Raw genomic sequence first — 6,295 nt, forward strand, 5'->3', positions numbered from 1 at the left:
GACTTAAGTGAACGTCCTTCTTGGTGAAGTTTAACCAGTGAATCTTTAAAATCTTGTGAATAACGAATTGACATAAAAATACTCCTATACTTTCATTTTACGGACTGAATAAAAATAGTCCATTTTTTTAGTATAAGAGCACCAGCACCTAGACGTACTTCTAGGGGTATGAGTACCCAACAAATTTATAATGAACCATTACGAATTATTGATGAAACTGGTAAAGATAAACAGTATTTACCCTAAATAATTTAGAGTGTTTAATTATTGACTAAGGGAACAACTGTTCGTATAATAGTTATAGTAAATAAAACGACTGGAGCTGTTTGAGCTATGAACCAAATTGATGCTGTCATTGGGGATATTAAAGAAATGTTTGCTAAGCAACCTAACACAATATATGAAGTGAGAGTTGTTGACCAAATTTACTCAAAAAAGGTCAATATATTCTTTGAATGGTATAAAATTGGCAAGGCTACAAAGTCGCAACAAATAGCGCAATTCGATAGCACCTATACGGAAAAAATTCCTGAAATTATTAAGAAAATTCGTAAAGAAACAGGTTTAACGGTTCGTACAAATATATATGATTAGTCATAAAATGGCTTAATGCTAAAAAGAGACTAGCTTTTTTGTTTGCATTTAAAACCTAAAAAAATGAAGATGCCTGCGTTCATTCAATAATGCTATGTAGTGAATAAATATCACAGCACTTCATATGTTAAAAATTGACTATTTTTTTCTTTCAATTACACTGTTAACTATGCTGCCCGACAGATATGTCTGTAAGTTAGATATTGTAATGGATAACAGTCTTTCGCGTGTTTCAAACGGCGCCCAGGCAATGTGAGGGGTTATATAGCAGTTTTTAGCTTTAAGTAAGGGATTATTTTTTTGAATTGGTTCTTTGGTGACGACGTCAGTTGCCAAAGCGTATAGTTGATCTTGATTCAGGGCATCTGCCACATCGCTTTCATTAACTAGTTTTCCTCTTGAAGTATTCAGGAGAATAGCAGTAGACTTCATTTTAGCCAGTGTTGTCTTATTAATTAAATTGATTGTTTGAGGAGTTTGAATAACATGTAGACTAATAACGTCCGACGTTTTCAATAGTTCATCTAACGAAACTTGTTTAAGCCAATTTCCTTTTATTTTTTTAGGACGATGATTATAGAACACTACATTCATTTCAAATGCATGAGCTAATTTTGCTACTTTTTGAGCTATATGACCGTAGCCAATAAGACCTAATGTTTTATCTTTTAATTCATATAAAGGCTTGTCCCAAAAAGTGAAATCGGGTCCTTGTGACCAATGATCTTGATGAACTAATTGGTTATGTAGTCCAACTTGTCCAGTCACTTCAAGTAAGAGAGAAAAAGTGAATTGAGCCACCGCATCACTAGCATAGGTAGGAACGTTAGTTACCTCAATATTGTGCTTACTAGCACTTTCTAGGTCAATAACATCATAACCTGTACCCATAATTCCAATATACTTCAGGTTTTTAGATTGGGAAATGACATAGTCATTTATAGGAGTTTTGTGAGTGATAACAATTTCTGCACCATCAATTCGGTTTATTATTTCTTTTTCATTAGCTGTATTGGTACGGTCATAAAAAGTACAGTCGCCAACAGATCTTAACTTATCCCAATCTAAATCGTCATTTAACTCATAGCCATCTAAAAGAACAATTTTTACCATATTGCTAATACCTCTTTTTCGTTAATCATATCATGAAATTTATTAAGCATAGTTTATTTTGCATAGAAAGTAGACATGGTAAAAGATTCAGAAATTATCTGAAAATATAAAAAAATTGAGAATTTTTTCAACAATAAAGAATTAGCCACAAAATTAGTTAGTGCTTAACAGCTACTAGCTTTTTTGGTTGCATTTAAAAGTGAAAGGAATAAATAAGATGGCAACAAAAATATGGTTACAGCCAGAACAATTAGAGCTGTATATTAAGCAGTTAGAACGGTTTAGAGACTTATATAGTCAACTAAACCAAACGTTAGAAAGTGATAGACAAGGCTTTCAATTCAAAGCTGGTGCGCCAAACTTCCAAACAACTTTAAGCGTATCAATGCAATTACAAGCTAAAATCAGACAAGCACAATCTCAAACATACGGAGATGGGCTTTTTTTTAACAAAGAATTAGCATCTAGAGTACAAGATTTGGTTTCAAAATCAATTGAGTTAACCTTTGCGTATCGTGATTTAAATTTGCTGATTAAGGGAACTGATCGCAACACTGAGAGTGGTTTGAATAAAATTGAAGAACAGTTGTATCAAGCAAAAAGACAATTGACAGAAAGTAAGTACTAAAAACTTCGAATGTTGAAGATTTTGAGTATATTGTTTTACAACAATATTTAGTTATGTTATATTTGCAGTATTAAGTGGCGCTACTTAATATTTGAAACAATCACGCATTATAAGAAAAGAGACTATTTTATGAAAAGATGGCACAAATCTTTTCTTGGCTTGCTGTGTTTGATTTATATTTTTGTACTGTCAATGACTATTTGGCCAGAAAGTATTACGGTCACAAATAATTTTATTGCTAAGATATCTGAGAGTAGTTCAGTCAACCAACACGAGTTTTTAAATATTGCTCAGATAAGTTTATTGGTACTGACTGTATTAGTCTTGGTGATTATTGTGTTGATACCTGCTCAAAAAAAGGGTATTCTGCTGGAAAAGAATAAACAAGGTTTACTCTCTCTTAGTAATGAGGGTGTGATTAGTTTTATAACTACAAGACTCTCCGGCTATAGCATGTCTAATATCAAGATTGATTTTAAAAACACCAGGAAAATTAATCGTTTTGATATCACAGCTGAGTCATTATATAAAAATCATGTTATCAAACAATTACCAGAAATTAAGCATACATTGACAAGTGAAATTCAAGAGTTACTGTCTGGAATAGATGAAAAAAAAATAGAGATTAATATTAAAGTCAATCAAAAACAGTCAAGTAGTTCACACAAAAAGAAGTCTACACGAGTCGTGTAGTAAAGTGGAGGAATCCAAGTGAAAAATAAAATTCCTAATAGTTGGCTATTTGGTGTTCTAGGCTTTATCTTAGCAACTCTACTAATGACCGTTGGCTTTGCTAGTACTTTTTGGATTGTAGTGGTGACAGTATTAGCAAGTGCAGCTGGTTACTGGCTAGACAAGTATGATTTTGATTTCACACCATTAGTGCAAATTTTCAAACGTAAATAGCAGTCAAGGAAACTGACTAATTTCATTTATACAAACGTAGAAGGGAAGTTATTATGGTTACAGAAAACAAGAGTACACAGAGTGCAGGAACAGATGTTAAAGGTGAACTAACTTTTAATGACAAAGTCATTCAAAAAATTGTTGGGTACGCCATCGAAAACGTTAAAGGTCTTCTCGGCGTAGATGGTGGTTTCGTTTCAAATATTAAAAACAAAATTGTCAATAGTGATGATCCAACTGATGGCATTGACGTGGAAGTTGGCAAAGAGCAAGTAGCTGTTGATTTAGATGTCATTATGGAATTTGGTCATAATGCGCATGATATCTACAAAGAATTAATTAAAGTAATTGAAACACAGCTAGAGAAAACAACTAGTCTTAAGTTAGTCGAATTAAATGTTCAAATTATTGATATTCAAACTCAAGCCGAATATAAGAATTCCAGAGTTACATTGCAAGACAAAGTTTCCGATGCGGGAAGTGCAATTAAAGAAAAAACTTCTGATGGTGTTAATTCGGTTAAAGAAACGGCCAGTAATTTAACCGACGATGATGGTCGCGTTAAATAAAACCTACACTAGTGAAAAAACCTCGAAACATAATTTCGAGGTTTTTTTTTGATTTATAAGTCAATATTTATGACAGTTATTTTTAAAGCTATGAAAAAGTTTATGATGAAAAATAAAATAATAAGCAACATTGTGAAATGTTAAACCTGTTCTAAGGGGTAAACCTAGACTGAAATAATCATAATTAAGGAGCAAATATGTTTTATGAGTGATGAAACAACACAAAAACGCAAACGACAACCACGGTTGAATGAGAACCAACGTCACATGATTGAATATTTGTGGAATATTGAGAAAATGACACAGGCTGATATAGCCAGACGTTTAGGCTATACACCGTCATCAATATTACGTGAATTACACCGTGGCAATACGCTTGATTTCTCACATTTAGATAGACGAACACTGCTAAATATGGATATACACGCACGTATCAAGTATTCGGCACAGCGTGGACAATATATTGCTTTGAAAAAGCGCAGTAAAATGGGTACTGGTCTCAAACTGACACCAGAACTAAAAGAAATCATTGAAACTTGGGTTAATGTTGAACATTGGACGCCAGAGCAAATTGCTGGTAATGTGCAAGATGTTGATGTGTCCGCATCTGTTATTAGGTTATGGTCTCGGCAAGGCCTTATCAATATTCGTAAACAGAAATATCATCGTCAAAATGGCACACCTAAAGAACGAGCTGTGGCACAAACTAAACGTGATAAGGAACGTGAAATTGCACGTTTGCGTGAACAATTAAAAAATGACGGAGAATTAGTCCGCCATTCGATATTTGATCGTTCACAAGTTGTGGAAAGTCGTAAACAGTTTGGTCATTGGGAAATTGATTTAGTGTTGCCAGCTAAAATGAATAATCAGCGTTATCAAGATACCACAGCCATTATGACATTGACTGAACGCAAGACTCGGTTTACCGCCTTAATATTAGTCCGTAGTAAGAAGTCTAGTGATATGGTTGATGCGTTTAAGTTGTTTTATGAACGTTACGGTAAAGCCGTTCGCACAATCACAGCCGATAATGGTTCTGAATTTATATCATGGGCCTTTTTAGAGTACGTCCAGAAACAACTAAAAATCAATTTATATTATGCGACACCGTCATCACCACAACAACGTGGTTCAAATGAGAACAGAAATCGTAAGCTACGTGATTGGTATCCTAAAGGCACGTCATTTAAAGATGTGAAGCAACGACAATTAGATGAAGTGGCTTCAAAAATGAATGCAATGCCACTTTGCTCAGAAGTCAATAAGTTGGACTATTTTTATTCAGTTACTTAGGCAACATTTGAGATACGATTGCGATTATAAAAATTGATATACCAACCAATGGCTGCTTGGACTTGCGTTAATGTTTTGTATGCCTTCAAATACACCTCTTCACGTTTCAATATTGAATGAAATGCTTCCATACGGCCATTATCGTATGGATGTCCTTTGAGTGAATATGAATGTTTCAAGCCATAATTTTGACATTTAATATTAAATTCAGCACTCGTGTATTGTGACCCCATATCTGAATGAATAATTAACGGCTTTCGATGCTTATCTAACGCCATCTGTAAGGCACTTGTGGCTAGCTCGGCTGTCATTTTATCGCCAATTTTATAGCCCAATACCTTTCTCTTCTCAGGATCCAAAACGGTCGCTAAATAGACCCATCTGTGATTAGTCAACTGAATATAAGTGATATCTGTTTGCCAAACACCGCTCAAATCATGCAAATGTCTAATCAGATTGGGTTTTTGAGCAACCGTCACAACAGTTTTGGGTTTGCGATAACGTTTTTGCATGCGCGATCTAATCCCTAATTCACGCATCAATTTGAGTGTCATATACTCAGATACTTTCGGACCGTCGGTTTGTTGACTATAAGCAGCAATACGACGATAACCATAAAATTTAAAGGTTTTCCAAACGTCTAAAATATAAGGTTTCAGGGATTCTCTAAGCTTTTCTTGTCGACTGGGTTGCCAATGGCGCCAGTTGTAATAGGTACTAGGTTTGATTTTAAGTGCACTTAAAATACGCACAAGCGCGTAGCCTTGTGCTAAAAATTGGTTAACGAGCGGCAATCCCACATTACGGACTATTTTTTGGCTAGTAAGATGGCCGCTCAATGCCTGTCAGGCTATGCGTGATAAAATTTCGTTTTCTTCCTCCAAAATAGCGAGGCGCTTCTCTAGTTGCTTGACGTCTTTTAAAGTCTTTGACTGACCCTTGATCATGATTGGGGTAGCTTGTTTAACCCAAATAGCAATAGAATCTTTCGACGGACCAAATTCTTCTGCTAATGATTTAAGTGAACGGCCTTCTTGGTGAAGTTTAACCAATGAATCTTTGAAATCTTGTGAATAACGAATTGACATAAAAATACTCCTATACTTTCATTTTACGGACTGAATAAAAATAGTCCATTTTTCTACCAGAAGTCAAGTGTTTCAAGGCTTTTGACTTCTTTTATTTTGAA

8 protein-coding genes and 1 pseudogene are annotated in these 6,295 nt (G+C 34.6%); 6 read left to right on the forward strand and 3 right to left on the reverse strand.

Annotated features, from left to right (window positions below):
* Nucleotides 1-333: 333 nt before the first annotated feature.
* Nucleotides 334-594: a hypothetical protein gene (locus FF105_RS11255; protein WP_010294007.1), complete on the forward strand. Its 261-nt coding sequence runs from the start codon at nt 334-336 to the stop codon at nt 592-594.
* 138 nt (nt 595-732) lie between these two features.
* Here the strand turns inward: FF105_RS11255 and FF105_RS11260 are convergent, their stop codons facing one another.
* Nucleotides 733-1,707 carry a D-2-hydroxyacid dehydrogenase gene (locus tag FF105_RS11260; protein ID WP_010294008.1) on the reverse strand — a complete coding sequence of 325 codons (975 nt, stop codon included), beginning with the start codon at nt 1,705-1,707 and terminating at the stop codon, nt 733-735.
* A 217-nt stretch (nt 1,708-1,924) separates the two neighbouring features.
* On the opposite strand from FF105_RS11260, the gene FF105_RS11265 reads away from it, so the two are divergent.
* The 5 genes and pseudogenes from FF105_RS11265 to FF105_RS11285 form a co-directional block, all read left to right on the forward strand.
* A complete protein-coding gene (locus FF105_RS11265; RefSeq protein ID WP_290046907.1) occupies nt 1,925-2,335 on the forward strand; it encodes a hypothetical protein in 411 nt (136 codons plus the stop codon).
* Between the two features lie 129 nt (nt 2,336-2,464).
* Nucleotides 2,465-3,028, forward strand: a complete 564-nt coding sequence (amaP, locus tag FF105_RS11270) for an alkaline shock response membrane anchor protein AmaP (protein ID WP_168441558.1) — start codon at nt 2,465-2,467, stop codon at nt 3,026-3,028.
* Nucleotides 3,029-3,046: 18 nt separating this feature from the next.
* On the forward strand, nt 3,047-3,241 hold the full coding sequence (locus tag FF105_RS11275; RefSeq protein WP_010277843.1) for a DUF2273 domain-containing protein: 195 nt from the start codon (nt 3,047-3,049) through the stop codon (nt 3,239-3,241).
* A 53-nt stretch (nt 3,242-3,294) separates the two neighbouring features.
* Nucleotides 3,295-3,810 carry an Asp23/Gls24 family envelope stress response protein gene (locus FF105_RS11280; protein ID WP_010277846.1) on the forward strand — a complete coding sequence of 172 codons (516 nt, stop codon included), beginning with the start codon at nt 3,295-3,297 and terminating at the stop codon, nt 3,808-3,810.
* A gap of 204 nt (nt 3,811-4,014) precedes the next feature.
* Nucleotides 4,015-5,061, forward strand: a pseudogene (locus FF105_RS11285) (IS30 family transposase); the annotation flags it as partial.
* Between the two features lie 41 nt (nt 5,062-5,102).
* Here the strand turns inward: FF105_RS11285 and FF105_RS11290 are convergent.
* Both FF105_RS11290 and FF105_RS11295 read right to left on the reverse strand, forming a co-directional pair.
* On the reverse strand, nt 5,103-5,906 hold the full coding sequence (locus FF105_RS11290) for an IS3 family transposase (protein WP_198489495.1): 804 nt from the start codon (nt 5,904-5,906) through the stop codon (nt 5,103-5,105).
* Between the two features lie 45 nt (nt 5,907-5,951).
* Nucleotides 5,952-6,194 carry a transposase gene (locus tag FF105_RS11295; protein WP_004912700.1) on the reverse strand — a complete coding sequence of 81 codons (243 nt, stop codon included), beginning with the start codon at nt 6,192-6,194 and terminating at the stop codon, nt 5,952-5,954.
* Between the last annotated feature and the right edge of the window lie 101 nt (nt 6,195-6,295).

Source organism: Leuconostoc sp. UCMA20149 (genome assembly GCF_030400235.1).
Lineage (GTDB): Bacteria > Bacillota > Bacilli > Lactobacillales > Lactobacillaceae > Leuconostoc > Leuconostoc pseudomesenteroides.

Coding starts and splice junctions, on each gene's coding strand:
- FF105_RS11255 (WP_010294007.1), top strand. CDS start 334: ATGAACCAAATTGATGCTGTCATTGGGGATATTAAAGAAATGTTTGCT.
- FF105_RS11260 (WP_010294008.1), bottom strand. CDS start 1,707: ATGGTAAAAATTGTTCTTTTAGATGGCTATGAGTTAAATGACGATTTA.
- FF105_RS11265 (WP_290046907.1), top strand. CDS start 1,925: ATGGCAACAAAAATATGGTTACAGCCAGAACAATTAGAGCTGTATATT.
- amaP (WP_168441558.1), top strand. CDS start 2,465: ATGAAAAGATGGCACAAATCTTTTCTTGGCTTGCTGTGTTTGATTTAT.
- FF105_RS11280 (WP_010277846.1), top strand. CDS start 3,295: ATGGTTACAGAAAACAAGAGTACACAGAGTGCAGGAACAGATGTTAAA.
- FF105_RS11295 (WP_004912700.1), bottom strand. CDS start 6,194: ATGTCAATTCGTTATTCACAAGATTTCAAAGATTCATTGGTTAAACTT.